Here is a 227-nt window from a genome sequence, read left to right on the forward strand (position 1 = left end):
CCAGGAACAAAGCCAGGGCATTGAACAGATCAACCAGGCCGTCACCGAAATGGACAACACCACGCAGCAGAACGCCGCGCTGGTGGAGCAAGCCTCGGCGACGTCGGAACTGTTGCAGACGCAAGCCGGCAAGCTGGCGGAAGCAGGGCGGCACTTCAAACTGTAAACCGGCGGCAGAAAAACAAAAGGGCGCCCAATCAACTGGCGCAGAACGCTTCAGACGTCGC

At 59.9% G+C, this 227-nt stretch carries 1 pseudogene; it reads left to right on the plus strand.

Annotated features, from left to right (window positions below):
• A pseudogene (locus HLUSI_RS35065) lies at positions 1-166 on the plus strand (methyl-accepting chemotaxis protein); the annotation flags it as partial.
• Between the last annotated feature and the right edge of the window lie 61 nt (positions 167-227).

Source organism: Herbaspirillum lusitanum P6-12 (assembly GCF_000256565.1).
GTDB lineage: Bacteria > Pseudomonadota > Gammaproteobacteria > Burkholderiales > Burkholderiaceae_D > Herbaspirillum > Herbaspirillum lusitanum.